Genomic DNA, 25,879 nt, shown 5'->3' with positions numbered 1-25,879 from the left:
TTTAGTGTACAAAGTTAATTTCTGAATCAAATACTTTTATACATTTGCGAAGGAATTAATGAAGTAATAACCAACTCCTTAAATAACAGCATATATTTGCTGCGTATTTTTTAGAAAAATTCAGATGAGATTTGAGTTTAGCTGTACTAGAAGTAAAGCTGCCATAAGCACATTTAAATTTTAAAGAAAAGACGAAGCTAAAGTGTTCTGTTATTTGGGAGAGCTAGTATAATATGGAAAATCAGGCCCAAAAAAGTCTGCACAAGTGACTTTGCCGGCAGCACCATATCACAGGTAAAATGAAGAGTTGGTATTTCATGAGACTTCAAAAATAGCTAGGAAGAATTTAGGCGCAATACGTTTAACGAAATACATAAGAAGCATTCTCACAAAGCGCCAATTTTGAAAAGCATGACGAGTATACAGCACTTTTGTATAACACACATAGGTTGCATCGTTGTTATATGGGGTATTGCGTATGCAAGATAAAAATAAATTAACAACACATTACAATGTTATTAAAAATGCTCGAAAAACTAATCAAAAGAGTCTATTCTTTAATGTTACGCAGGGCATGCTACGCTTTACTTTTAATACTAACATAGTCAGACTTAGAGTTATTTTATTAAAAACTGTATAAAATACCATTTATAAATTTTCAAACTATGATTAAGGGATTACATACAGCCGATATTGTAATAATAGTGCTGTATCTTGCTGTATGCTTGATTCTTGGGCTTTATAAATCTAGAGCAGTATTAAACATCAGGGAATATGCCGTTGGAAAGGGCTCTTTTCACGATGTGCTGATGGTTTCTGCAATCTTTGCAACTTTCGCTGGAGCAGCCTATACAATAGGGACAGTAGATAAAGTATATAGTATTGGCCTCTTATTTGCTGTACCTAGAATGTTTGCACCGCTGTTTTGGCTAATTACTATTCGTATTTTTGCAGTCAACATAGAGAAATTCCATGATTGTATTACAATCAGCGATATAATGGAAAAACTTTATGGTCATGTTGGCAAATGGGTTACTAATTGTACAGCTCTAATTGTTGCAATAGTTGCAACATCAATTCAAGCACTAGCAATTGGTCAAATTCTCAATTATTTCTCTGGCATCGCACTACACTATTCCGTTATAATCGGCATGATGGTAACAATATTATACTCCGCTTTTGGTGGTGTCAGAGCTATTGTACTAACAGACGTATTACAATTTGCAATCTTTACGATTGCAGTACCAATTGCATGCTCGTTTCTATACCATGATCTTGGCGGCTATTCAAACATTATAGATAAAATTCCACCACAGCATTTAGAGCTTAATTTATCTTCTGAACAAAACCTTATTTTTTTTGTTAGCCTTATAATATACGGCTTAGTACCAGATGTAGGTGGGGCTTTTATACAACGTTTTCTTATGGCATCTGGCAGGAAACAGCTAAGCAGGGTACTGAAGATAGTTGCACTTGTCAACTTTCCATTTTTAGGTGTCTTATGTATTACAGGGTTCCTAATACAAATAAAAGCACCTGATATCGCATCTGACACTGCATTTATCTATTTTATAGACAATTATTTCTCACCAGGTTTAAAAGGCTTATTGGTCGTTGCACTGCTCGCGATTTTGATGTCAACTGCAGATTCATGGCTGAATTACTCAGGTGTACTGACGGCTCATGATATAATCAAGCATTTATTTCCAAATTTAAGCGATGCTCAAGAATTACTTGTTGCAAGAACAACAACAGTCTTGATTGGTTGTATTGCTATACATCTTGCTCTCTATGGGAAGGGATTGGTAGAACTTGATTGGATAGCTGGTAATTTTTGGGAACCTCTGGTTTTAGTCCCGCTAATAGCAGGATTCTTGATTCTCAAAACAAACTACGTATCATATATAGCCTCCGCAATATTTGCAGTCATTTCTACGTCATCTATTGCTTACTTCAGGCAGGACTTTGATTTAATCAGTTTTATAGGAGGATTAGTTGGTAGCGCAATAGGGTTATTTGGATCACATTACCTGCAGTTGCACACAGGGCTTTTGAGACAAACTCTCGAAGATGCTGAGCTAAGTAACTCTCATCCTAACTTTGTAGAAGTGATGAAATTTTACAGCACACTATCTAGAAATTTGTTTATGTCATCGCTATTTTACCTAAGCAACTTTCGCATAGTACTGGATATAGTAAGAAATCGTATAAAACGTAATGAGATAAGAAATTATACTTTTAGTATTTTTGTTATTTTTCATTATCTGATTCCATTTTTTATTACTAATATCAAATTTAACGACCCAGATAATGCATTAGTATACTTCAGAACTATTGCAATATTCTTATGTGTAGGCTTAATATTTGCAGATTACTGGCCTCACAACATTAAGAAGAAATTTTTCGCATTTTATTGGTATATATCTCTTCTGTTTTGCCTTCCATTTGTCGCAACTTACACTTTTTTTGTAACTGAAATGGATGAGTTTTGGTTACTCAATACAGTACTTTCTGTAATTCTTCTTGGACTTCTAGTTGATTCTCTAAGCTTTGTAGTTTTAACCTCAATAGGAGTTGCTCTAGGTTATGTCTGCTTTTATGTAATCAGCCCAAACCAGATCACAAGCAACCTTCCATCACATGACATATATCTCATAGGATATTTGTACGCATTTTTGATGCTTATAATCATAGTGTTTATAAGAGGAAAAGAAAAGGCTGCTGCTCACAAAGTAACACAAATGGAAATATTTGGAGGCGCGATTGCTCATGAAGTGAAAACACCACTGGCTGCAATACAGATGCTTGCTGAGACTTTGGATATTGTAACAGCAGATTTTAAAATCAGAGCTCAAAAAGTTGAATCTGAAAAAGGTGTAGAATATCACTGTGCATTTGATGAAAGAGATTTCCATATTTTATTTGATTTTTTGCCAAAGAATCTTGTAAACACTTCAAGAGAAGGACAAAAAGTTGTTGAACTTCTTCTACTGTTACTCAAACATAAGGTAGCGCAAAATGATAAAGTGCACTCAATGCGAGAAACTATAAATAGTGCACTTGATGATTATATAATTACATACTCGCTTAGCAAGGCACAGCGAAATAGGATTATCTTTGATAAAGCAAACGACTTTTACTTTTGTGGTCCAAAACAGTATATTAAACAAGTCTTTAACAATTTAATGACAAATGCTCTGAAATACGCAGGAGATCATGCAACCATTAAGATATGGATCACAGACAATTCTCTGCATTTTCAAGACGACGGCTACGGAATTAAACCTGAGATGCTATACAAATTATTTCAGCCTTTTTATAGCGGCAACGCTGCAGGTAATGGTATAGGCCTGGCCTTCTGTGAAATACTGATATCTAACATGGGTGGTTCTATAGAATGCATTTCTGAACAAAATGTATTTACAGAATTTGTAATTAAGTTGCCTTCTGTGTAGTAATTTTATATAATTCCATTGGTTCAAGCTAACTGTTGGAAGAATGGCCGAGTGGTTTAAGGCGCACGCCTGGAAAGCGTGTTTACCTGCAAGGGTATCAAGGGTTCAAATCCCTTTTCTTCCGCCATATATAATGTTTGTTTTCCCTTTGTACTATAAAAAATCTGCCATACACTTGTGTTAAGAAGAATAGGTATGCGCATGTGTATATAAAATACATAATGAGCATTTTAAGTAGTACGCGCGCCAAAAATCTCAGAAGCGGCATAAAATAATGTTGAGAGTTTTCACATAAAGATAGATAAGAGCTGTTCTTGATATTGTTTGAATATTTGTGTAATAGTAAGAGCGCACCAAAGCTTGATGGATCCGTATACCATTGACTCTTTTTTAGAAACGATTTTAGTGCGCCGTGTCATTCGGCATAAATGATGTCGCGTGTTGCTATTATCTCTCTCGATACATACTGTGCCAGACTTTCCAATTGTATGACGCTCTTTGGGTAAAATTTTAGAAAAAGCATCCCAATCATCCGTATAAAAATGACATTCTTTCAGATGACTCACTTTTTGTAGAGCTTTTGGAATGTTGCAGTATCACGATTGCCTGTAACCCAGGCAAATGTTCTCCTTGTACTACGATCAACTGCCTTAATGATCCAAAGCTTGTTTTTTTTGAACCAATAAAATGCCACATCTCGTCGAATTCCATCTCCATAATATCCGAAGAGACAACTGGCTCCTGAGTCTTGCCCATCGCCTCTACTACCCAGCGATAAATTATGGACGGCGAATGCCCTAATATCTTGCCTAACATAGAAAAAGAGCCATTACCAAGACTATATAGCATAACGCATAATGCTTTCTTAACAGCTGTTTGAGGCTTCTTGCCCAGATCGCCCTCAACAAAATTTAGAACATGATCTGCACTTATAACGCTGTACACCCCCTCACAATGCCATTCTTTACAAAGATATCAGAGCAACATCCCTTACAACAAACCATAAAACCACTCTTTAGTTTTTAAAAAAGTGATCATATCATACTTCTATCTAATTGTGAAAACTCTCATAATGTTTAGAGTATCAAAATAGTGTTTTTAATCCGTAAGGAAATGTTATCAATTACTACCGGCTAAAGCGCGGTAGTTTGTATAACGCTTGCAAAGCAGATTAAAAGCGTAAACGCTAAAACTCTGATATTCTAAAATCATCTTTTTTGTGATGTTCCTCATGCTGTTCTATATATTTTTGCACTTCTTCTGAATTCACATTGCCAACTGTCACAACAAAATACCCTCTGGCCCAAAGATGTTGTCCACAATACCGCTTACGGAGCAGTGCAAATTCCTGTAGCAACTTACGACTACTTATACCTTTAATATATTGCACAGCTTTAGATATTGATATACTAGGCGGAACCAATGCTAATATATGTACGTGATCAGGACTCATACTGCCACTAATTATATTTATGTAATTAGCAGCACATATTTCTCGGATTACTTCCCTAGTTCTAATCGCAACTTGCCCAGTTAAAACTCTATACCTATACTTAGTACAAAATACTATATGATACTTTAGGTCATATAGGCTGTGGGATCATCTCCTATATTCCATTCGTCCTCCCTTAGCACATTTCCTAGATAACTAATACTAAAGTGTTCGCCTAAAGGCGAGGGTCTTAACCATATCACATATAACTACATAAAAGACTCAAAAAACTTACAGATTTTGTGAAAGTAGCATTTACAGCATATGGCCATTAATATATCCGAAAATTCGCGTAGGGCAGATCTACAAGCTAATTTTTGTACATTTAACTTATCCGCAAGAATTGATAACATCAATTTTGAAAAGTATTATGAGTATCCAATGAGTAGCTTACTAGTTTTTTAATCTACTAAAACAATTTTACTATTGTATTATCTTTGAAAACTCAAGGTTCAAACACGCTTATAGACATCTTATCGTTTACAAATTTATTAGCATGTCAATTTGTAGTGATACATTTAGTACTAATTCAAATGTATTAGAAGTTTATTATATGATAGTTCTTGGAATCGAGAGCAGCTGTGATGATAGTGCAGTTGCAATAGTTGACTCAAATCGGAATATAATCAGCAACCAACTTTTCTCGCAAATCGAGGAACATATAAATTTCGGTGGTGTAGTTCCAGAAATTGCAGCACGTAGTCATATGAAGATGTTGCCAGAGCTTATGATTAGAGCACTAAATGAATCTTGCATCCCTCTTGATAAATTAGATGGTGTAGCCGCAACTGCAGGCCCAGGACTAATAGGAGGTGTAATAGTTGGCCTTATGTTTGCAAAGGGCATTGCATCTGCAATAAAAAAACCTCTAATTGCTATGAATCACTTAGAAGGACATGCTCTTTCGATTAGGCTGCTTGAGGACATACAGTTTCCATATCTATTGATGATGCTTTCTGGTGGACACTGCCAAATTTTAATAGTAGAAGGCATTGGTACTTATAAAAAGCTGGGACAAACTAAAGATGACGCTGTTGGCGAAGCTTTCGATAAAATATCAAAAATGTTAGGGCTCGGATATCCAGGCGGCCCAATTATTGAAAAAATTGCCAAGACAGGTGATCCACATTCATTTCGTCTTACAATGCCACTCTGTTCTTATCGCACGTGCGATTTTTCATTTTCTGGACTTAAAACTGCAGCCCGTCATGTAATACTAAAGTTAGACCTCAATAATCAAAAAGATGTTGCAAATATGTGTGCCTCCTTACAGCATACAATTTCAGAAATATTGGCTAAAAAACTAGATGTTGCAATCGAAATTTTCAGCTCACTTTACCCTAATTCAAAAGATGTAGTCATAGCAGGTGGAGTTGCTGCTAATAGATATATATATTCAAAATTAGAGAATTTTTGCCAAAGCCATGGTTTTGCATTACATTCCCCACCTATTCACTTATGTACAGATAACGCTGCCATGATAGCTTGGGGTGGAATTGAAAGGTTAAAATTAGGAATGCACGATAATCTTGATGCTATACCAAGATCAAAGTGGTCACTCTAATAAGTCCATCCGCCAAAAGTATGTATTTTAGCTTTTGCAATGCATTGATATAACTTTATATTGTGTATTTTATTACTCAGCCGATGATATTTGCGTCAATTTATTGTGATTTTTTTGTCGTACGCGCGCCAAAAATTGATTTGTGCAGCAAATTAATTTTTGATAATTAATTTTTGATGGATAGACTAGTACACTCTTTTCTTTGGAGGAATTGATGGGACTTCACCAGTCAGTGTTTCCAAATGCACTGCCCTATAGTCTATAGAAGTCTTTGCATTTTCTAAATCCACACTAGTTAAAGTATGCTTTAGCCAATTCTTGTCATCACGCTCAGGAAAATCTTCCCTTGCATGTGCGCCACGGCTTTCTTTCCTATTTAGCGCAGAACTGATAGTAGCAAGAGCTTGCAATCTCAAATTATCGAGCTCAAGTGCTTCTACCAAATCACTGTTCCAAACCATCGTTCTATCTTGAATTGAAATATCAGCATATGACTTGAAAATCTCAGTAACTTTTTGTACACCTTCAAGAAGCACATCATGTGTCCTAAAAACACTAGCATGGGCTTGCATAGCGCTTTGCATTTCTGCACGAATTTTTGCAGCGGGCATTGCACCACTTGCATTTCTTATACAATCAAACCTTGTAAAACTTTCCTCCCAAACAGATCCAGGAAGTGGAGCATGAGACTTACAATTACTCAAAAGTTCAGCAGCTCTAATGGCAGCAGCCCTTCCAAAGACTATCAAATCTAATAATGAATTAGAGCCAAGTCTATTTGCACCATGCACAGAAACACATGCTGCCTCCCCTATTGCCATCAGCCCCTTAACACATTTCATCGAACCATCTGCTGCTTTCTGAACAACTTCACCATGGTAATTTGTTGGAATACCACCCATGTTGTAGTGTACAGTTGGGATAACGGGGATTGGAGATCTAGTCACATCGACACCTGCAAATATTCTCGCGCTTTCAGATATTCCAGGCAGCCTTTCATGTATGGTCTTTTGATCAAGATGTGATAGGACAAGATGTACATGATCTGCCTTAGGCCCACACCCTCTCCCCTCTCTTATCTCTATTGTCATAGCTCTACTCACAACATCACGAGAGGCCAAATCTTTTGCACTTGGAGCATAGCGTTCCATAAAACGCTCACCTTCTGAGTTAATCAAGTAACCACCCTCACCGCGCACTCCCTCAGTTATCAGACATCCAGCGCCATATATTCCAGTTGGATGAAATTGTACAAATTCCATATCCTGAAGAGAAAGACCAGCTTTTAAAACCATACCATTACCATCCCCCGTGCAGGTATGTGCAGATGTTGCTGAAAAATATGCTCTGCCGTACCCACCTGTTGCAAGCACCACAATGTGAGCTTTGAATCTATGCAGCGTACCATCTTCTAAAGAGTAAGCTGTGATTCCCCTACAAGACCCCTCATCATCCATTACTAAATCTAGAGAGAAGTACTCGATAAAGAACTTTGCATCTAATCTAAGGCACTGTTGATAAAGCGTGTGGAGTATAGCATGACCAGTTCGGTCAGCTGCAGCACAAGTTCTTTGAGCTGCTTTACCTTCTCCAAAATGCGTTGTCATACCACCAAATGGCCTCTGGTATATTTTACCATCTGAGGTTCTTGAAAACGGGACACCATAACGCTCCAGCTCTATAACAGAGTCTTTTGCATGCCTGCACATATATTCTATTGCATCCTGATCGCCTAGCCAATCTGAACCTTTGACGGTGTCATACATATGCCACCTCCAATCATCTTCTCCCATATTGCCAAGAGCAGCACTAATCCCGCCTTGTGCAGCTACCGTGTGACTGCGAGTAGGAAAAACTTTCGTAATACATGCTGTCTTCATACCTTTCTCAGCCATACCGAGCGTTGCGCGAAGACCTGCACCACCTGCACCAACAACTACAACATCATATTCATGATCAAATATCTGATAAGAAGACATTTATTCCTCTAAAATACACAAAACAAAATATAAACGAATACAAATGGCGGAATGAACGCACCTAAATACTTCGCATTATTATAAAATGCAAGTATATCAACGTCACTATTGCAGCAATAAATGAAATAAGGCACACAAAAGTCAAACAAATGCGTAAAAACTTTTTTAGACATGGAAGATGAACATAATCATCTATTATAATTGATATCCCCAACTTTGCGTGATACAAGCCTAATGTTAGGAATAACAATAAAAACGTTCCATTCCAAGGAGATAAAATAAGATTACCTACCTCTCGAATATTACCAGCACTAGAAAGCTTCACAATAAAAAACACAAGCCAAAGCGCGCATGGCACAAGGCCAATTGCTGTTACACGTTGCGCTATATAATGTCCTGTCCCTTTCATATCATCAATACGTCTTACAATTGTTAACCTAAACAACATACCAAAGAACTATCGTCATCAAAAGCGACAACGACAAGATTAACCAAGCTGAGCAATTTACAGCAGAAAGTGAAAACCCTTTTCCACAACTCCAAAATAGATATCTCACTCCAGCACACATGTGAAAAAATAGACAATAGGAAAGCACAACTAAGACACACTTGAAAAACATACTCCCCATAACTATCGCAAGACATGGAGACATTTTCAGCATAAAAGTATTCGGTATACCTCTAACCATAAAGCCATGCAAAGCTTCCACAGAATACACAACCAGTATTGAAAACCATAAAAGAAATAACATACCAAAGAACAATGCCACACCCGTTATCCTATGCGATATCGACATAACAGATGTTATTTGTGGTTTATATATGCTAAGGTGCGGAGAAATAGGCCTAGATTCTTCGTTTTTCATACTGCAAACAGATATTCATTTTACATGTAATATGAGGCCAGAATGCAAGGGATACGATACTCTTTTCAAACCGTACTAACCTCAAAGAGCAAGCCACACATGACAGGATATGTTTTTCAATAAGAAAGCGCAAGCAATAATGTTCTATATTCCTTAGTCGCATGCGCCATAGCTCTAAGAAGCGCAGGGTTTGTCTGGGTTACAAGCAACTATGGCGCACAAAAATCCAGCAGAAAAAATGGTAAAATTGCCAAAAACCTTATGGATTTTGCTAAGCACCGCCTTAAGTAAATGCACGCGCGAGGATTTTTTAGAATACCAGTTAATTTCTGAGTTAAATATTATATATATTTGCGAATAAATTAACGAAGTAATACTTGAAAATCAGGCCATAAAGGTATGCGCAAGTGGCATTCCCGACTATACTTAAGTAGTATTTGCAAATATCGAACAAATTATATATCAGAAAATTAGCGCAGGACTGCATCTTTAGGCTTATTTTTATACATTTCATTTTCCGCAAAATTTATTTGCGCAGCAAATCAATTTTTGACTGATATACTATATAAAGAGCATTTTAAAAGCGCCAATTTTGAAAAATATGATGATTATACTACTTACACTTACCTAAAACACTTCTGACAGCTCAATTATTCGCTTCCAATTCAACTCAGAAACAGGCATAACAGAGAGTCTCGGCTGCGTTGTCAGTATCAATCCTTCGATCTCACAATCTTTTTTTATCTGCTCTAACCTCACTTGTTTTCTGAGAGATTTAACATATTGCACATCTACTACAACAAAATTCTCATCATTTTTGTCTTGATAATATGTTTTTATCACTTCAAGCACTCCCATAATAGCTTTTGTTGGACTAGACTCGTAAAAAAGACATAAATCTCCAATTTGCATCTGTTTCATAAAATTTCTTGCTTGAAAATTTCTAACACCATCCCAAACCGTGGTTTTGTCAGATTGTATATCAAGCCAAGAATAACACGCAGGTTCTGATTTTAAAAGCCAATATTGCATATAAAGTGTAAATTTATGAAAGATTTTCTGATAAGCTCGCAAAACTCAAATAATAACGCAAACTTCTGTATGAAACATACATATACAACATACGGAGAATCAATCCAATATGATAATAAAACTCTTATTAAACAAGCAAATAAAATAAATGAACAATCCAAAGCCATTGATGATGAAGGAAGATTTTCAGGATACGCAAGTGTATTCAATGTCAAAGACAATACAAATGATTTAGTCATGCCAGGAGCATTTAGAGACAACCTCAAATATCCAGAGAAAATACGACTACTTTGGCAACACGATACATTAGACCTCTTGCATAACCTCATTCTGAGGTAGAAATTCTTATAGAGTAGATTTTTGCAAAACGTCACCAAACAATGATCCACGTGAGTGTTTTTATGTTTTAGTGACAATCAAAATCACAGTTTGGAACAGGTTATGCAAGAGGTCTATTAAAGCCAATAGGAAGAGTAAATACGCTATATGAAGATAAGCACGGACTCTATGTCGAATGTCAAATATTATTAGACCTGTCACAAGGAAGAGAGGCATATTTTCTTATAAAAAAAGGCGTAATAAAACACATGAGCATAGGATATAACGCAGAGGACTTTTTTCACAAAGGAAACATTAGATATATACGCAAGATAAAATTATGGGAAGTAAGCCTCGTAACCTTTGCAGCTAATAAAGAAGCAAAGATCACAGATATAGATCTAAAAGCATTAAGCGAAAACGCAAAAAAGCTTGAGCAAGCTGCAACGAAACTAAATTGGATTTAACAATAAATGGTGGGCGGTAGCGGATTCGAACCACTGACCTCTACGATGTCAACGTAGCGCTCTAACCAACTGAGCTAACCGCCCCAAATTATTTACATATATACTAAAAGAGTATGTAGTCTACCCGTCAACAATTGATTTACTGCACAAATAAATTTTTGCAGAAAGTTAAAATTACCCTAAACAATGAAACATTTGCAAATCAAATGCTTAATTAACACAAGCTACTGTTTTAGATCAACTTTATTATTTCTGCAACTAAAAATTAGAAAGATCACAAATGAAGTTTTAACACCAATTCTAAAAAATAACTTAGTGAATGACTAGTTACTTACTTGTTCTTTATGTAGTTAACCCCAGTTCGACGTAAGGAATAGAGAAATAAGATTAGCGGCATAAGAATGGAACCATTAGAATTCCTCCAAAACCACTACATTTTGAGGATATACCATGGTTCCCTTATTAGAGCTATACTGTTATATAGATGACTTTTGCAAGCTATTTGAAGAGCAATTGCAGAATCGAGGTTTATGCAGTGAGAGAAGATTAAGACATAGGCAATACATGCTGAGCTTATCAGAGATCATTACAATACTTGTGATGTTCCAACTTAGTCATTATCGAACATTTAAAGATTTTTATAAAGACTGTCTAAGCATACACTATGCGTCGGAATTTCCAAGATTAGTGAGTTACAATAGATTTGTTGAGCTTATGAAGCATGCTGTTGTGCCACAGATGGTTATGCTACGCTCTTTATCTGGAAGTAAGACTGGTAAATACTATATTGATTCAACAAAGCTTGAGGTTTGTCATAATATGCGCATAAGAAGACACAAAGTTTTCAAAGATATAGCAAAACGTGGGAAAACATCAACTGGTTGGTTCTTTGGATTTAAATTGCATATTATCATGAATGATTGTGGTGAAATTATTAATATATCAATAACACCTGGTAATAAAGATGATAGAGCAGTTGTAGAGAATCTTGCACGCAACTTGAAAGGATGGCTGTTTGGAGATCGTGGATATATATGCAAGAACATAGCTAAAAAGCTACGTGCTCAAGGTTTAGAGCTAATTACTAGACTTAAGAAAAACATGAAAGAAAAGCTATATTCTGAAGCTCAAAAATCCTTTTTAAACAAGCGTAACTTTATTGAAACAGCTATAGGACAACTGAAGAATATCTGTCATATACAGCACACAAGGCATAGATCAACAACTAATTTCTTAGCTAACTTATTTGCTGGAATAACTGCTTATACTTTAAAACCAAATAAACCAGCAGTCTCATGGAAAAATAAAATAATAAACTTAGCTCTTATATCGAACTGAGGTTAGTTATATGTGATATGGTTAAGACCCTCGCCTTTAGGCGAACACTTTAGTATTAGTTATCTAGGAAATGTGCTAAGGGAGGACGAATGGAATATAGGAGATGATCCCACAGCCTATATGACCTAAAGTATCATATAGTATTTTGTACTAAGTATAGGTATAGAGTTTTAACTGGGCAAGTTGCGATTAGAACTAGGGAAGTAATCCGAGAAATATGTGCTGCTAATTACATAAATATAATTAGTGGCAGTATGAGTCCTGATCACGTACATATATTAGCATTGGTTCCGCCTAGTATATCAATATCTAAAGCTGTGCAATATATTAAAGGTATAAGTAGTCGTAAGTTGCTACAGGAATTTGCACTGCTCCGTAAGCGGTATTGTGGGCAACATCTTTGGGCCAGAGGGTATTTTGTTGTGACAGTTGGCAATGTGAATTCAGAAGAAGTGCAACAATATATAGAACAGCATGAGGAACATCACAAAAAAGATGATTTTAGAATATCAGAATTTTAGCGTTTACGCTTTTAATCTGCTTTGCAAGCGTTACACAAACTACCGCGCTTTAGCCGGTAGTAATTGATACAACTCTTTGAAATACATATACATTGCAGGCAACTGAATAATTTGTATTTATTCAGTATACATACGAAGTCAGACTTTAAAAAGAACTAGGAAGAATGGCACGCAAATATGAATGAATACATAAGGAACATTTTTACGACGCTAATTTTGCAAGGTATGACTAGGCACTATTAACAAAAGAATAGTATGAGAAACTTTTAAGCAATATAATTAAAGCACTAAGTTATTTTTAGAATTTATAAAAATATACAATTAAACATCAGATATAACTTTATCACTCAACATAAAAATATCCATAATCTATGAATTTACAAAAAACAAACGAAACAATAAATAGAATTGCATCTGAATGGGAATATTTCAAATCAATAAATGATAGAAAAGAAAAAGAGATTGAACAAAAAGGAAGTGCAGATCCTCTCACCCTAGAGCATATAAAAAAGATTAACGATTCAATAGATGAACACAAAACGAGCTTGGAAAGAATTGAAACAGCCCTTGCTCGTCCACGCTTTAATACTGCACCAATGTATAATCTCTCTTCATCAGAATTAAAATATCAAAAGGCATTTAATAGTTATATTAAAAAAGGCACAGAAAGTGAAATATCTTCACTTGAAACTAAAAGCTTCAATGACTTTAGTGATGCTGGATATAGCATTACCAATCAAATGTCTTCACAAATGTCAAATTTCATGGAATCTATCTCTCCAATGCTTAAAATATGCAATGTTATGGAGATATCTACTGATTCACTTGAACTAATATCTGATGATTCAAACACATCAGCCAGCTGGACTCAAGATTTCGAATCGAATTCTGACAAAACAGACACAGTCAAAATAAGGAAAAAATCCATAGTTGCACATAGAATATATGCTCAACCAGAAATATCACAAGCCATTATAGACGACCCAAGAATAGATATAGAAGAATAAATACATAGTAAGAAAACTATCTAACATATTAGCTTCAAAAGCAAACTCAGCTTTCATCAATTACTACCGGCTAAAGCGCGGTAGTTTGTGTAACGCTTGCAAAGCAGATTAAAAGCGTAAACGCTAAAATTCTGATATTCTAAAATCATCTTTTTTGTGATGTTCCTCATGCTGTTCTATATATTGTTGCACTTCTTCTGAATTCACATTGCCAACTGTCACAACAAAATACCCTCTGGCCCAAAGATGTTGCCCACAATACCGCTTACGGAGCAGTGCAAATTCCTGTAGCAACTTACGACTACTTATACCTTTAATATATTGCACAGCTTTAGATATTGATATACTAGGCGGAACCAATGCTAATATATGTACGTGATCAGGACTCATACTGCCACTAATTATATTTATGTAATTAGCAGCACATATTTCTCGGATTACTTCCCTAGTTCTAATCGCAACTTGCCCAGTTAAAACTCTATACCTATACTTAGTACAAAATACTATATGATACTTTAGGTCATATAGGCTGTGGGATCATCTCCTATATTCCATTCGTCCTCCCTTAGCACATTTCCTAGATAACTAATACTAAAGTGTTCGCCTAAAGGCGAGGGTCTTAACCATATCACATATAACTACATAAATGGAAACGGAACTGGCAAGCCTATGGGAATACTTTCGTATCCGAATGGCTCTAGCAATAGTAAAGTAGAACAAATAAACTCTGGGATAGCTGGTAATTATAACATAGACAGCATTTTGAAGCTATTTTTTAGCATTGATGAGAAATATGCGCATAACGCAAAATTTTTGATGAGTAGAAGCGCACTTCAAACTATCAGAATGCTAAAAGATAAAAACGAGAATTATATATGGCAACCTAGCACTAGCTCAGGCTCACCTGATACACTTTTTGGTGCTGCAGTTTTACAATCATCTGATATGCCACAACTCAAAGAAGGAAGTTTATCTATAGCATTTGGCGACTTTTCTAGGTTTTACACTATAGTTCGAAGGGGAGAAGTAAAAATACTACGAGATAACTTAACAAGCAAACCCAATATCAAGTTTTTCGCTAGGACTGCTATTGGCGGAGATATTGATGATTTCTCTGCTGTGAAACTTCTCAAAGCAAGCGCTTAGGTCATATCAACGGATCAACAACTGCACTGCTGGTACAGTGCCATTGCTAAAAAATCTGCTATACACTCACATTATTAATTAGAATGCACCGCACACCAAAAATCTCAGAAGCGGCATAAAATGATGTTTAGAGTGTCAAAATAGTGTTTTAAATCCGTAAGAAAATGTTATAATAAAGGCAAAAAACTTACGGATTTTATGAAAGCAGCGTTTGCAGGGCACATGAGCAATAATGTATACAAAAATATATCCAAAAATTAGCGCATGGCTAAGTCCTGAGCTAATTTTTGTACATTTAACTTCTCCACAAAAATTGATTTGCTACGCAAATAAATTTTTGGCGGATGGACTAATTAGCAATTCATGTTAACTACTGGCAAAGCCACTTGCGCAAACATTTATGGCCTAATTTTCAAGCATTACTTCACACGCGCCAAAAACCTCAGAAGCGGCATAAAATGATGTTTAGAGTATCAAAATAGTGTTTTAAATCCGTAAGAAAATGTTATAATAAGCGCAAAAAACTTAGGGATTTTGTGAAAGTAGTATTTGCTAGGCATAGGGCCATTAATAATCTCGGAAAATTAGCGCAGGACAGATATAAAAGCTAATTTTTGTATATTTAACTTCTGCGCAAAATCAATCTTTACTGATAGATTCATTAATTTCTTTGCAAATATAGTTAAGTAAGTTGAAGACATTATATATTGTGAAAGCAAAATCGGCAGCATGCTGAAGCGTTTGGAGTTTATGAACTAAAGGTCTCACTTTAGATTTGAAATTTCAAGCTATACGCTCACTCTATAATGTTTTCAACTTCCTTAACCCAGATTAAAGCAGCATAAAAGAGTTATGCTGCCTTAGCTATAATAACACTAAACAGATTTTTCTCTACTTCCAACAATTTCAGATATTTTCTTTCCACGCTTCTCAGCAACATAGCGAGGTGACTTCATCTTTTTCAAGCCAGCAAAAGTAACTCTAATTAGGTTATGCGGATTTGTAGAACCAACAGACTTTGCAACAACATCTTTCACTCCTAAAAGCTCAAATATCGCACGAACCGCTCCTCCAGCTATTATACCAGTTCCAACAGGAGCCGCTCTCATTTCAACTTTACCAGCACCAAATTTAGCTTTTATATCATGATGCAAAGTCCTACCTTCTCTCAAAGGAACTTTAATCATACTTTTCTTAGCAACAGATAAGGCCTTTTCCCTAGCATCCACAACCTCTGCGGCTTTCCCAAGACCAAATCCTACTTTACCCTTTCCGTCTCCTACTACTACAACCGCTGCAAAAGTAAACTTACGCCCACCTTTTACAACTTTTGCACACCGCCCGACATATACCAGCTTCTCCATAACATCAGCAGATGCTGAGCCACTCTTACTTTTAACCATTCAATTCCAACTCCAAACTCACAGTAAATAATAAGAAACAAAAAATAAGTTACGCACAACTAAAATAACAAGCCACCATCACGCGCAGCATCAGCTAAAGCCTTTACTTTACCATGATAAATATAACCACTTCTATCAAACACAACTTTCGATACATTCAACTTTTTCGCACGTTCAGCAATCATCCTACCAACAGCTTTGGCAGCTTCCATATTATTAGTAGAACCTTTTATATCAAGTTGCTTATCTAAAGTAGAAGCAGAAACAATAGTAGAAGACTTAGAATCGTCTATCAACTGAGCATAAATATGTTGATTTGAGCGAAAAACAGTAAGCCTCAATCTAACAGAGCCAGCTTTTTTCTTCAAAGCAAATCTTATTCTTTGCCTACGCTTTACAAATAAACTTCTTACCTTACCTGACATCAGAACTACCCATCGCACTAAATTATTTTTTCTTACCTTCTTTACGTCTTATGACCTCATCATCATACTTGATGCCTTTGCCTTTATATGGCTCAGGTTTTCTAAGCTGCCTAATCTCAGCAGCGACTTGCCCAACAAGCTGCTTATCACAGCCTGAAATCAATAGCAAAGTAGGCTTTTCACACTTTATCTCAATCGAAGGAGGAATAGCATAAATGACCTCATGACTATAACCCAAGCTCAGAACTAAAAAACCCTCAGATGCAGTAGCTCTATAGCCAACGCCATTAATCTCCAAACGCCTAGTCCAGCCTTCACTTACACCTTTTACTGCATTAAATAGTAAACTCCTAAATAACCCCCACATAGCACGTGATACAGAGGATTCATCAGACGGCATGATTGTAACCTGGTTACCACTCATATTCACAACGATATTACGCACCTGAAGAGACAAAGAACCCTTTGGACCAGTTAAATTAATATCACTACCATCAACCTGAAATTTCACAGAACCCGGTATACTGATCGGTAATTTACCTACTCTAGACATAATAAAAGATACTCTCAAGTTATGCACATTAAGCTCTGCTCTCGCGAAGCCTAATGTAATATATAGAATAACACAAGCAATCTCAACAAAAAATCACTGTGCAAACGAAAAATCTGTGCCACCATCCAAATCTTCAATTATTCACAAAACAGAAAAAATAGAAGACAACGATATGGCAACAACACCTCAAGTCATTATATACTTCAAATCACTCAAGCAATGTCGTTCAAAATTATCACTCCAGCATGAGTATAATTAGTCTGCCCGTCGAAAATCGATTTGCTGCACAAATAAATTTTTCGGAAGGCTCACTGTATAAAAATTAGCTTTTAAAACTGTCCTACACTAATTTTTGAACATATTAATTTGTTCGATAATTGTAAATATTACTTAGGCACTGCCTGGAATGCCTAACAAAATTCATAAGGTTTTTAGCAATCTTGCCACTTTTTATGCTGCGCTTCAACAGTTATGACGCATGTGACTAATAAAACAGCTATCTCAGGGAATATCAATTACTACCGGCTAAAGCGCGGTAGTTTGTGTAACGCTTGCAAAGCAGATTAAAAGCGTAAACGCTAAAACTCTGATATTCTAAAATCATCTTTTTTGTGATGTTCCTCATGCTGTTCTATATATTTTTGCACTTCTTCTGAATTCACATTGCCAACTGTCACAACAAAATACCCTCTGGCCCAAAGATGTTGCCCACAATACCGCTTACGGAGCAGTGCAAATTCCTGTAGCAACTTACGACTACTTATACCTTTAATATATTGCACAGCTTTAGATATTGATATACTAGGCGGAACCAATGCTAATATATGTACGTGATCAGGACTCATACTGCCACTAATTATATTTATGTAATTAGCAGCACATATTTCTCGGATTACTTCCCTAGTTCTAATCGCAACTTGCCCAGTTAAAACTCTATACCTATACTTAGTACAAAATACTATATGATACTTTAGGTCATATAGGCTGTGGGATCATCTCCTATATTCCATTCGTCCTCCCTTAGCACATTTCCTAGATAACTAATACTAAAGTGTTCGCCTAAAGGCGAGGGTCTTAACCATATCACATATAACTACATAAGTTTAATAAATTAGCTCATAAAACGAAAGATATAGCAAATCTCTAGTAAAAGAGCAAACTATGTAATACAGCAGCTTTACAGGCAATCTACGATATCAAACTATCATAATAAGTAAATGTACTAAGCATAAAAATCAGTCAAAACACAACATCTTTAACAACTAAAGCGTATTAACAAAATCCAAATAACACCAAATGATGCCTGAAAAATATATTCAGTATCTTTAAAATACCTGACAAAGCACTTCACCACCAACCTTAAATGATCTAGCTTCAACATCAGAGATAACACCTTTAGAGGTAGATAATACAAAAATGCCTAATCCTCCATAAACTTTTCCCAAAGACTCTATAGAAGAATAGACTCTTCTACCAGGCTTTGATACCATTGACATTTCTTGTATAACTGGAAGCCCTTTATAATAACGAAGATCAATCTTCACTCTTTTTACGCCTTTTCTTTCTTCAAATTCTTCATACCCCTTAATATATCCTCCGGATTTTATAACTTCCAAAACAGAAGTAATAAATTTAGAAGTACTAGAAACAACAAAAGGATGCCCAGCCTTCTGCCCATTACGCACTCGAGTTAAGACATCAGATAACAAAACAACATTAGACATTTTTATACCAAATAATAAAAACTTACCAACTAGACTTAACAACCCCAGGCAAAGCACCAATAGCAGCATATTCCCTAATGCAGATACGCGACATCTTAAATTTTCTATAATATCCACGCCCTCTACCAGTAATCAGACACCTATTTCTCACTCTTACAGGAGAAGCATCGCGTGGCATCTCACTCAACGCAAGTTGAGCTTCAAACCTTTCTTGCAAAGGGAGTGATCTGTTATAAGCAATAGACTTTAGAGTGGCACGCTTCTTAGCACAACTCTTTACCAATTTAATTCGCTTAAGATTTCTTTGCACAACACTAGTTTTAGCCATAAAGTAAAAACTCTATAATTCTTATTTAATAAAAGGCATATTAAAAAATTCCAAAAGCGCCTTGCCTTCAGCATCAGTTTCAGCAGTTGTAACAATCACCAAGTTCATGCCACGAGTCTTATCCACCTTATCATAGTTAATTTCAGGAAACACCAGCTGTTCTTTTAAACCAAAAGCAAAATTTCCTCTCCCATCAAACTGCTTTGAGATTAGACCTCTAAAATCACGCACTCTAGGCAACGCTATATTTACAAAGCGATCCAGAAAATTGTACATCATATGCCTACGTAATGTCACAACACAACCAATTGGCATACCTTGTCTTAGCTTAAAACCTGCAATAGATTTTTTCGCATTAGTAACTACAGGTTGTTGCCCTGTTATTAATTTCAGCTCTGAGCTGACTACTTCAGCATCATTACCATCCTTAATACTGCTACTCACAACAATCTTTACAAGCTTTGGAACCTGCATTGAGTTGCTATATGAAAACCTACTTCGTAAAAAACTCACTCCCTCTTTGAGGTAATGGCTATATAACCTACTATTACTCATAAAAACGCTCCACCGGGAAAAATTAATTAGCGATATCTATAATTTCGCCAGATCGCTTAGAGTATCTAACTTTTCTGCCATCTTCAAGCACTTTATATCCCACTCTAACTGGTATACCAAGCTTCGGGTCACCATGCATCACATTTGATACATGTATTGGCGATTCCTTTCTTATAACTCCTCCAGAACCATGTGCGACAGAAGGCTTCACATGTTTACTAACAATATTTATACCAGAAACAAGAACCCTAGATTCTTTAGGAAATACATTTAAAACTACACCTTTCTTACCTTTATCTCTGCCAGCAATAATGACAACCTTATCATTTTTTTTCACTTTTAACTTTAACATCTTTACAAAACCTCCGGGGCTAAAGAAACAATTCTCATGAATCCAGCTGAACGTAATTTTCTATCAACAGGTCCAAAGACACGAGACCCCATTGGCTCACCTTGCTTATTGATAAGCACTACAGCATTTTCATAAAATTTTATCGAACTTCCATCATGTCTTTTTACTTCTTTAGCAACACGCACCACCACTGCCCTACAAACATCTCCCTCTTTCACTCTAGCATTAGGAACAGCGTCTCTAATCGAGACAACAATCACATCCGCCACACTAGCACAGTCTTTATGAGATCCACCAAGTACCTTAATACATTGCACCTTCTTAGCACCAGTATTATCAGCTACCGCCAAATTTGTCTTCATATATATCATCTGTCATCCATCAAAAACTAATAGTTCTCACCCAGCCTATACTTTATAAACCACCCAACGCTTAGTCTTAGAAAGCGGACGAGACTCTATTATTTTTACTGTCTCTCCCTCGCTATACTCATTCAAAGCATCATGAACAGCATACCGCTTACTCCTTTTTATCATCTTACGATATCTAGGATGTTCAACATAACGATCAACCAAAACAGAAATAGTCTTATCCATTTTCTTGCTGATAACGGTTCCATGTAATATCTTCTTAGGCATCTTTTCACTTCATATTTAACGTAGTATAAAACCTAGCAACTTCTTTCTTCAAACGCCTTATTTTGCTAGTATCCTTTAACTCACCAGAAGCTTTCTGGAAACGCAAGCCCATCAACTGCTTCTTTAAGCTCAATAATTGCGAAGCCTTTGCCGCGCTAGAATTATCACTCATATCCTAATCCTCACCTAACCTCTTAATAAACTTGGTCTTTATAGGCAACTTAGCAGATGCTTTCTCAAATGCTCCCCTAGCTTGCTCTTCATCCACACCATCTAACTCAAACATTATATGACCTGGCTTAATTCTACATACCCAAAACTCAGGACTACCTTTTCCACTACCCATCCTAACATCAGCAGGCTTTCTTGACACTGGAATATCAGGAAACATTCTGATCCACAACTTTCCTACACGACGCAAATGCCTCATTACAGCTTTTCTAGCAGCCTCTATCTGCCTGGCAGTAATACGTTCTGGCTCCATTGCTTTTAGACCAAATATACCAAAGTCTAACTTTGTAGAACCTTTGGCACTACCATGAATCCTTCCTTTGAATGCTTTTCTAAACTTAGTTTTTGCTGGACTTAACATATAAATAACTTACCACTACTAATCATCATATAAACCGTCGGAAGAAACTCTTTCTCCGCGATAAATCCAAACTTTCACTCCAAGCACGCCATAAGTTGTGTGCGCTGAAGCACAAGCATAACCAATCTTTGCTCTTAAAGTATGCAGAGGCACCCTTCCTTCTTTATACCACTGAGTCCTAGCAATTTCAGCACCACCTAGCCTACCTGAAATATTTAAACGCACACCTTTAGCACCAAGCCTCATAGCAGACTGAATAGCTCTCTTTGCAGCTTTTCTAAAAGCTGTACGCCTTTCAAGTTGCTGCGCCACACTAGTAGCAACAAGATTTGCATCAATTTCTGCTTTCTTTACATCTACTATGTTTACTACCACCTCGTCAGTAGTAATTTTTTCAATCATAGATTTAATTTTTGCTATATCTTCACCCTTCTTACCTATTATCATTCCAGGCCTAGCACTTTTAATTATTACACGTACCTTTTTGGCCAATCTCTCTATTTTTACTTTACTAATTCCAGCAATAGCAAAAGATGAAGTAATATACTGCCTAATTTTAAGATCTTGATGCAACTTATCAGCATAGCCTCTATCAGCATACCATATCGAATCCCAAGTATTTATTACTCCAAGCCTAAACCCAACAGGATTTACCTTTTGCCCCATACAATTAACCTCTTGCTTTTAAAATAATTTCTACACGGCTATAAGGCTTGCTTATCCTAGCCGCACGGCCCCTAGCTCTAGCATGTAAACGCTTTAAAACGAAAGCTTTTCCAACTAAGACAGAAGCAATATACAGTTTATCAATATCAATACCAAAATTATTCTCTGCATTAGCAACTGCAGAATTTAATATTTTCTTCAAATCATACGCAACTTTCTTCTTAGAAAACTGCAATTGTAGAGAAGCATCCGCAACACTTAAACCTTTAATCATTTTCGCAAGAAGGTTCACCTTCCTTACGCTAGACTTTATTGCTATGTGCTTAGCATTTGACTGTTCAGAATCAAAAAAATTCGATGTACTACTAATCATATAACAACCTCATGCCCTATTAGCTTTCCTGTTTGCGCTGTGACCTGAGAACACTCTAGTCGGGGCAAACTCGCCCAATTTCTTTCCAACCATACCTTCAATTACCAACACAGGTATAAATTTCTTACCATTATACACGTAAAACGTAAGACCAACAAACTCTGGCAATATAGTCGAGCGCCTAGACCAAGTTTTTACGACTTTATATCCATCTGAATTTAAAACCTCATTTACCTTTTTCAAAAGATGTCTATCTATGAAAGGTCCTTTCCAAGCAGCTCTTTTTCCCATGATACCCTATTAATTAATTTTTATGCCTCGAACGCACAATCCATCCGTCAGTGCGCTTACTGTTCCGCGTATGCTTACCCTTTGTAGGTTTACCCCAAGGAGTAACAGGATGTCTACCGCCAGAAGTTTTTCCCTCACCACCACCATGTGGATGATCAACAGGATTCATCGCTACACCTCTAACAGTAGGCCTAACACCAAGCCACCTGTTTCTCCCAGCCTTACCTATCTTTATATTCTGATTATCAGGATTAGAAACAGCTCCTATAGTTACCCTACACATTAAAGGAATCTTTCTTATTTCTCCTGAACGTAATTTAAGTAGAGCATAAGCAGCATCCTTTCCTATTAACTGTGCATATGTACCAGCGGCCCTAGCAATCTGCGCTCCTTTTTTAGGTTTCAACTCTATATTGTGTACTATAGTACCAATTGGTACATTCCTAACTAACATTGAATTTCCTACCTTCACATCAGCCAGATCTGCGGAAATAACACTATCTCCAACACTTAACTTCTGTGGTGCAATTATATACGAAAGCTCACCATCCTCATACTTAATAAGCGCAATAAAAGCACCTCTATTTGGATCATATTCAAATCTTTGAACAACCGCAGATTGATCCAATTTAACACGAAAAAAATCTATTAATCTATACTTTCTCTTATGCCCACCACCTTTCTTCCAAGATGTTGTACGCCCTAAGTTGTTTCTACCACCAGTAGAACTCAATCCAACAGTCAGAGACCTTTCTGGCTTTCCTTTCCATAATATCGCTTTATCAACTGACACTAAGTGTCTCATGGAAGGTGTAACGGATTTATAAACTTTAAGCCCCATATCTTTACGCTAATTTACATTTTTAAAAAATCAATTGCAGCACCTTTCTCGACACTTACTACAGCTTTTTTAAAAGCGCCGACCACACCACGTATACCCTTAAAAGTTCTTGTGTAAGGTTTTACATTCAAGATATTTACATGCCTAACCTTAACATCAAAAACCTTTTCGACAGCCAACTTTACCACATCTTTAGAAGCTCTTGGATGAACCTTAAACACATACTTAGAAAAAGCAGTACAATTCACAGCCTTCTCCGTATTGATCGGAGCTAATAAAACATCATATAAACATTTACGCGTCATAATACTCTATCCTCTACCCCCTTCACTGCATCAACGGTAAATAATACCTTTTCTGCTTTTAGCACATCCAACACATTTAAACCCACTACAGGCAGTACTCTACAATTTTTTAAATTATGAACTGCAACCCATGACTTCTTATCAACACTAACATCAACTATTAATACTGATTTAAAATTTAAATTTCTCAACAGCGATTGAAACTCAGAAGTTTTTGCTGGTACTTTCAAATCCTTAGAAACTAACACTCCGCCCTCACCATACTTCAATGAAAGTGCAACTTTCAACGCCAACTTTCTAAATTTTTTATTGAGCTTAAACTCATGCGACCTAGTATGCGGCCCAAAAATTACCGCACCACCACGAAACTGTGGAGCCCTATTACTTCCGTGTCTAGCTCTACCACCACCTTTCTGATTATATATCTTCCTAGTAGAACCAGAAATCTGAGTCACACCTTTCGTACTATGATCTCCACACCTACTCTTAGCAAGCTGCCAAGTGACCATTTTATGTAAAATGTCCAACCTTATTTCTTGCCCGAAGATATCATCACTAACCTCAATATTTTCTTCAACTATAGAGGTAGACAAATCTATCACGTCCAACTTCATTTTAATACTCTGCGCTCCACAAAAATATTATCTATCACTCAAATGCAGCAGGCATCTCTGTACCACAAGGCAGAGACCTTTTGACAGAATCACGCAATACAAGCAACCTGCCTTTCTTTCCTGGAACACAACCTAAAACAGCTATAATACGCAAATACAAATCAACATCAGCAATCTTCAAGTTTTGTACCGTAACAGATCTGCATCCCATATGTCCAGCCATTTTTTTATTCTTAAAAACTTTTCCAGGATCTTGCCTCTGTCCAGTAGAACCATGTGCCCTATGACTTATTGAAACACCATGACTAGCCTCAAGCCCACTAAATCCATGCCTTTTCATAGCACCAGCAAAACCCTTACCAACACTCTTTCCAGCAACATCTATATACTGTCCCATGACAAAATGCCCAACAGAAATTGCTTTGCCTAAAGCAGTAGAATAGTCCGATGAAACCACAAACTCCTTTATACCTTGTACAGGAGAAACCGAAATCTTCTTAGTGACACCAAGTAAAGGCTTTGACGTCTTAGACTCCTTTGCCTCGCCATACCCCACTATTACAGCATTATACCCATGCTTTTCAATACTCTTCACACCGAGTATAACGTTGCGTGGCACATGCAGCAGAGTAACAGGCAACAACTTGCCATCTTCGTTGAAAATCTGTGTCATACCTATTTTCTTAGCAACAAGACCACACCTCATCATAAATCACTCACTACCATTAATTAATCTCCGCATCTACCCCTGAAGGCAAATCCAACTTCATTAATACATCCATAGTTTGAGGAGATGACTCTATAAGCAAGAGACGAGAATGCTCCCTCATCTCAAATTGCTCACGCGACTTCTTATCAACATGAGTAGATCTATTCACAGTGATCTTGAAAATATCATTTGGCAAAGGCACAGGACCACTTATCTTAGCACCTATCAGCCTCAAATTATACACTAGATCAGCTACTGCATGATCTAGCAAACGATGATCAAAGGCCTTAAGCTTTAGCTTGATCTCTTGTTTTATAGCCATCTC

The 25,879-nt window shown here is 36.6% G+C and carries 32 protein-coding genes, 2 tRNA genes and 4 pseudogenes; 9 read left to right on the top strand and 29 right to left on the bottom strand.

Annotated features, from left to right (window positions below; genetic code table 11):
• The first annotated feature begins 665 nt into the window (after positions 1 to 665).
• Both AACK98_RS02590 and AACK98_RS02585 read left to right on the top strand, forming a co-directional pair.
• Positions 666 to 3,455 carry a sodium:solute symporter family transporter gene (locus AACK98_RS02590; protein WP_339042069.1) on the top strand — a complete coding sequence of 930 codons (2,790 nt, stop codon included), beginning with the start codon at positions 666 to 668 and terminating at the stop codon, positions 3,453 to 3,455.
• Positions 3,456 to 3,492: 37 nt separating this feature from the next.
• Positions 3,493 to 3,582: transfer RNA gene (locus tag AACK98_RS02585), tRNA-Ser, on the top strand.
• Between the two features lie 160 nt (positions 3,583 to 3,742).
• Here the strand turns inward: AACK98_RS02585 and AACK98_RS02580 are convergent.
• From AACK98_RS02580 to tnpA (AACK98_RS02570), 3 genes and pseudogenes are all read right to left on the bottom strand, one after another.
• Positions 3,743 to 4,021 (bottom strand): IS1 family transposase, encoded by a 279-nt coding sequence (locus AACK98_RS02580; RefSeq protein WP_339040346.1) that lies wholly within the window; start codon positions 4,019 to 4,021, stop codon positions 3,743 to 3,745.
• Positions 3,984 to 4,400, bottom strand: a complete 417-nt coding sequence (locus AACK98_RS02575) for a hypothetical protein (protein ID WP_339042067.1) — start codon at positions 4,398 to 4,400, stop codon at positions 3,984 to 3,986. The genes AACK98_RS02580 and AACK98_RS02575 overlap by 38 nt, the downstream gene beginning before the upstream one ends.
• A 241-nt stretch (positions 4,401 to 4,641) precedes the next feature.
• A pseudogene (gene tnpA, locus AACK98_RS02570) lies at positions 4,642 to 5,043 on the bottom strand (IS200/IS605 family transposase); the annotation flags it as partial.
• A gap of 457 nt (positions 5,044 to 5,500) precedes the next feature.
• Between tnpA (AACK98_RS02570) and tsaD the strand changes: the two are divergent.
• A complete protein-coding gene (gene tsaD / locus AACK98_RS02565) occupies positions 5,501 to 6,511 on the top strand; it encodes a tRNA (adenosine(37)-N6)-threonylcarbamoyltransferase complex transferase subunit TsaD (protein WP_339042547.1) in 1,011 nt (336 codons plus the stop codon).
• Positions 6,512 to 6,696: 185 nt separating this feature from the next.
• Here the strand turns inward: tsaD and sdhA are convergent, their stop codons facing one another.
• The 4 genes from sdhA to AACK98_RS02545 form a co-directional block, all read right to left on the bottom strand.
• A complete protein-coding gene (gene sdhA / locus AACK98_RS02560; protein ID WP_339042065.1) occupies positions 6,697 to 8,490 on the bottom strand; it encodes a succinate dehydrogenase flavoprotein subunit in 1,794 nt (597 codons plus the stop codon).
• 61 nt (positions 8,491 to 8,551) lie between these two features.
• Entirely contained in the window at positions 8,552 to 8,938 is a 387-nt protein-coding gene (gene sdhD / locus AACK98_RS02555) for a succinate dehydrogenase, hydrophobic membrane anchor protein (protein ID WP_339042064.1), read from the bottom strand.
• Positions 8,928 to 9,356 (bottom strand): succinate dehydrogenase, cytochrome b556 subunit, encoded by a 429-nt coding sequence (sdhC, locus tag AACK98_RS02550; protein ID WP_339042062.1) that lies wholly within the window; start codon positions 9,354 to 9,356, stop codon positions 8,928 to 8,930. Before sdhC ends, sdhD begins: the two co-directional genes overlap by 11 nt.
• Before the next feature lie 627 nt (positions 9,357 to 9,983).
• Positions 9,984 to 10,388 (bottom strand): EVE domain-containing protein, encoded by a 405-nt coding sequence (locus tag AACK98_RS02545; RefSeq protein ID WP_339042060.1) that lies wholly within the window; start codon positions 10,386 to 10,388, stop codon positions 9,984 to 9,986.
• 69 nt (positions 10,389 to 10,457) lie between these two features.
• On the opposite strand from AACK98_RS02545, the gene AACK98_RS02540 reads away from it, so the two are divergent.
• Positions 10,458 to 10,727, top strand: a complete 270-nt coding sequence (locus AACK98_RS02540; RefSeq protein WP_339042058.1) for an HK97 family phage prohead protease — start codon at positions 10,458 to 10,460, stop codon at positions 10,725 to 10,727.
• A gap of 125 nt (positions 10,728 to 10,852) precedes the next feature.
• Positions 10,853 to 11,173 carry an HK97 family phage prohead protease gene (locus tag AACK98_RS08045; protein ID WP_410520010.1) on the top strand — a complete coding sequence of 107 codons (321 nt, stop codon included), beginning with the start codon at positions 10,853 to 10,855 and terminating at the stop codon, positions 11,171 to 11,173.
• A gap of 7 nt (positions 11,174 to 11,180) precedes the next feature.
• Here the strand turns inward: AACK98_RS08045 and AACK98_RS02535 are convergent.
• Positions 11,181 to 11,257: transfer RNA gene (locus AACK98_RS02535), tRNA-Val, on the bottom strand.
• A 366-nt stretch (positions 11,258 to 11,623) separates the two neighbouring features.
• Here AACK98_RS02535 and AACK98_RS02530 point away from each other — a divergent pair.
• From AACK98_RS02530 to AACK98_RS02520, 3 genes and pseudogenes are all read left to right on the top strand, one after another.
• On the top strand, positions 11,624 to 12,511 hold the full coding sequence (locus tag AACK98_RS02530) for an IS982 family transposase (RefSeq protein WP_339041725.1): 888 nt from the start codon (positions 11,624 to 11,626) through the stop codon (positions 12,509 to 12,511).
• 119 nt (positions 12,512 to 12,630) lie between these two features.
• Positions 12,631 to 13,032 (top strand): annotated as a pseudogene (gene tnpA, locus AACK98_RS02525) (IS200/IS605 family transposase); the annotation flags it as partial.
• A 371-nt stretch (positions 13,033 to 13,403) separates the two neighbouring features.
• Positions 13,404 to 14,039: a phage major capsid protein gene (locus AACK98_RS02520; protein WP_339042056.1), complete on the top strand. Its 636-nt coding sequence runs from the start codon at positions 13,404 to 13,406 to the stop codon at positions 14,037 to 14,039.
• 123 nt (positions 14,040 to 14,162) lie between these two features.
• On the opposite strand, the pseudogene tnpA (AACK98_RS02515) reads toward AACK98_RS02520, so the two are convergent.
• Positions 14,163 to 14,564 (bottom strand): annotated as a pseudogene (tnpA, locus tag AACK98_RS02515) (IS200/IS605 family transposase); the annotation flags it as partial.
• Between the two features lie 63 nt (positions 14,565 to 14,627).
• On the opposite strand from tnpA (AACK98_RS02515), the gene AACK98_RS02510 reads away from it, so the two are divergent.
• The gene (locus AACK98_RS02510) at positions 14,628 to 15,185 is read left to right on the top strand and encodes a phage major capsid protein (RefSeq protein WP_339042546.1); all 558 of its coding nucleotides are present in this window, start codon (positions 14,628 to 14,630) and stop codon (positions 15,183 to 15,185) included.
• A gap of 875 nt (positions 15,186 to 16,060) precedes the next feature.
• Here the strand turns inward: AACK98_RS02510 and rpsE are convergent.
• From rpsE to rpsJ, 20 genes and pseudogenes are all read right to left on the bottom strand, one after another.
• Entirely contained in the window at positions 16,061 to 16,588 is a 528-nt protein-coding gene (gene rpsE / locus AACK98_RS02505; RefSeq protein WP_339042054.1) for a 30S ribosomal protein S5, read from the bottom strand.
• Between the two features lie 59 nt (positions 16,589 to 16,647).
• Positions 16,648 to 17,013, bottom strand: coding sequence for a 50S ribosomal protein L18 (gene rplR, locus AACK98_RS02500; RefSeq protein ID WP_410519992.1), 366 nt, complete (start codon positions 17,011 to 17,013; stop codon positions 16,648 to 16,650).
• 22 nt (positions 17,014 to 17,035) lie between these two features.
• Positions 17,036 to 17,566, bottom strand: a complete 531-nt coding sequence (gene rplF / locus AACK98_RS02495) for a 50S ribosomal protein L6 (protein WP_339042052.1) — start codon at positions 17,564 to 17,566, stop codon at positions 17,036 to 17,038.
• 578 nt (positions 17,567 to 18,144) lie between these two features.
• Positions 18,145 to 18,546, bottom strand: a pseudogene (gene tnpA / locus AACK98_RS02490) (IS200/IS605 family transposase); the annotation flags it as partial.
• A gap of 345 nt (positions 18,547 to 18,891) precedes the next feature.
• Positions 18,892 to 19,332, bottom strand: coding sequence for a 30S ribosomal protein S8 (gene rpsH, locus AACK98_RS02485; RefSeq protein ID WP_339042050.1), 441 nt, complete (start codon positions 19,330 to 19,332; stop codon positions 18,892 to 18,894).
• The gene (gene rpsN, locus AACK98_RS02480; RefSeq protein ID WP_339042048.1) at positions 19,313 to 19,618 is read right to left on the bottom strand and encodes a 30S ribosomal protein S14; all 306 of its coding nucleotides are present in this window, start codon (positions 19,616 to 19,618) and stop codon (positions 19,313 to 19,315) included. Before rpsN ends, rpsH begins: the two co-directional genes overlap by 20 nt.
• A 21-nt stretch (positions 19,619 to 19,639) precedes the next feature.
• Positions 19,640 to 20,173 (bottom strand): 50S ribosomal protein L5, encoded by a 534-nt coding sequence (gene rplE / locus AACK98_RS02475; RefSeq protein ID WP_339042046.1) that lies wholly within the window; start codon positions 20,171 to 20,173, stop codon positions 19,640 to 19,642.
• Between the two features lie 22 nt (positions 20,174 to 20,195).
• The gene (rplX, locus tag AACK98_RS02470) at positions 20,196 to 20,525 is read right to left on the bottom strand and encodes a 50S ribosomal protein L24 (protein WP_339042044.1); all 330 of its coding nucleotides are present in this window, start codon (positions 20,523 to 20,525) and stop codon (positions 20,196 to 20,198) included.
• Positions 20,526 to 20,527: 2 nt separating this feature from the next.
• Complete coding sequence (gene rplN / locus AACK98_RS02465; RefSeq protein WP_339042042.1) at positions 20,528 to 20,896, bottom strand: 50S ribosomal protein L14; 369 nt, start codon at positions 20,894 to 20,896, stop codon at positions 20,528 to 20,530.
• 36 nt (positions 20,897 to 20,932) lie between these two features.
• Positions 20,933 to 21,163, bottom strand: a complete 231-nt coding sequence (gene rpsQ, locus AACK98_RS02460) for a 30S ribosomal protein S17 (protein WP_339042040.1) — start codon at positions 21,161 to 21,163, stop codon at positions 20,933 to 20,935.
• Between the two features lie 4 nt (positions 21,164 to 21,167).
• Entirely contained in the window at positions 21,168 to 21,335 is a 168-nt protein-coding gene (gene rpmC / locus AACK98_RS02455) for a 50S ribosomal protein L29 (RefSeq protein ID WP_410519991.1), read from the bottom strand.
• A gap of 3 nt (positions 21,336 to 21,338) precedes the next feature.
• Positions 21,339 to 21,755 carry a 50S ribosomal protein L16 gene (gene rplP, locus AACK98_RS02450; protein WP_339042036.1) on the bottom strand — a complete coding sequence of 139 codons (417 nt, stop codon included), beginning with the start codon at positions 21,753 to 21,755 and terminating at the stop codon, positions 21,339 to 21,341.
• An 18-nt stretch (positions 21,756 to 21,773) separates the two neighbouring features.
• The gene (gene rpsC / locus AACK98_RS02445) at positions 21,774 to 22,421 is read right to left on the bottom strand and encodes a 30S ribosomal protein S3 (protein ID WP_339042034.1); all 648 of its coding nucleotides are present in this window, start codon (positions 22,419 to 22,421) and stop codon (positions 21,774 to 21,776) included.
• A 4-nt stretch (positions 22,422 to 22,425) separates the two neighbouring features.
• Complete coding sequence (rplV, locus tag AACK98_RS02440) at positions 22,426 to 22,794, bottom strand: 50S ribosomal protein L22 (RefSeq protein ID WP_339042032.1); 369 nt, start codon at positions 22,792 to 22,794, stop codon at positions 22,426 to 22,428.
• A 9-nt stretch (positions 22,795 to 22,803) separates the two neighbouring features.
• Positions 22,804 to 23,085 (bottom strand): 30S ribosomal protein S19, encoded by a 282-nt coding sequence (gene rpsS / locus AACK98_RS02435; protein ID WP_339042030.1) that lies wholly within the window; start codon positions 23,083 to 23,085, stop codon positions 22,804 to 22,806.
• A 13-nt stretch (positions 23,086 to 23,098) separates the two neighbouring features.
• A complete protein-coding gene (gene rplB / locus AACK98_RS02430) occupies positions 23,099 to 23,926 on the bottom strand; it encodes a 50S ribosomal protein L2 (protein ID WP_339042029.1) in 828 nt (275 codons plus the stop codon).
• Positions 23,927 to 23,940: 14 nt separating this feature from the next.
• A complete protein-coding gene (gene rplW, locus AACK98_RS02425) occupies positions 23,941 to 24,231 on the bottom strand; it encodes a 50S ribosomal protein L23 (RefSeq protein ID WP_339042027.1) in 291 nt (96 codons plus the stop codon).
• The gene (rplD, locus tag AACK98_RS02420) at positions 24,228 to 24,845 is read right to left on the bottom strand and encodes a 50S ribosomal protein L4 (protein ID WP_339042025.1); all 618 of its coding nucleotides are present in this window, start codon (positions 24,843 to 24,845) and stop codon (positions 24,228 to 24,230) included. Before rplD ends, rplW begins: the two co-directional genes overlap by 4 nt.
• 34 nt (positions 24,846 to 24,879) lie before the next feature.
• Entirely contained in the window at positions 24,880 to 25,551 is a 672-nt protein-coding gene (gene rplC, locus AACK98_RS02415) for a 50S ribosomal protein L3 (RefSeq protein WP_339042542.1), read from the bottom strand.
• Positions 25,552 to 25,570: 19 nt separating this feature from the next.
• Entirely contained in the window at positions 25,571 to 25,876 is a 306-nt protein-coding gene (rpsJ, locus tag AACK98_RS02410; RefSeq protein WP_339042540.1) for a 30S ribosomal protein S10, read from the bottom strand.
• Positions 25,877 to 25,879 lie beyond the last annotated feature (3 nt).

This window comes from Candidatus Lariskella endosymbiont of Hedychridium roseum (assembly GCF_964020185.1).
Lineage (GTDB): Bacteria > Pseudomonadota > Alphaproteobacteria > Rickettsiales > Midichloriaceae > Lariskella.
This window is presented reverse-complemented; position numbering and strand designations above follow the sequence as displayed.